Raw genomic sequence first — 419 nt, 5'->3', positions numbered from 1 at the left:
TACCTTGAGTACCTTGAGGACCAGTGGCACCAGTAGCACCCGTGTTACCTTGAACGCCTTGAGGTCCAGTAGCACCAGTGGCACCAGTGTTACCTTGAACACCTTGAGGACCAGTGGCACCAGTAGCACCCGTGTTACCTTGAACACCTTGAGGACCAGTGGCACCAGTAGCACCCGTGTTACCTTGAACACCTTGAGGTCCAGTAGCACCAGTAGCRCCYGTGTTACCTTGARYACCTTGAGGACCAGTGGCACCAGTAGCACCCGTGTTACCTTGAGTACCTTGAGGACCAGTGGCACCAGTAGCACCCGTGTTACCTTGAACGCCTTGAGGTCCAGTAGCACCAGTGGCACCAGTGTTACCTTGAACACCTTGAGGACCAGTGGCACCAGTAGCACCCGTGTTACCTTGAACACCT

General features: G+C 54.9%; 1 pseudogene. It reads right to left on the bottom strand.

Annotated features, from left to right (window positions below):
* Positions 1 to 419 (bottom strand): annotated as a pseudogene (locus tag AC1DMU_RS29710) (collagen-like protein); the annotation flags it as partial.

This window comes from Bacillus sp. 01N45, from assembly GCF_056399205.1.
The sequence above is the reverse complement of the archived record's forward strand: the minus strand, read 5'-3'. Positions and strand labels throughout refer to the sequence as shown.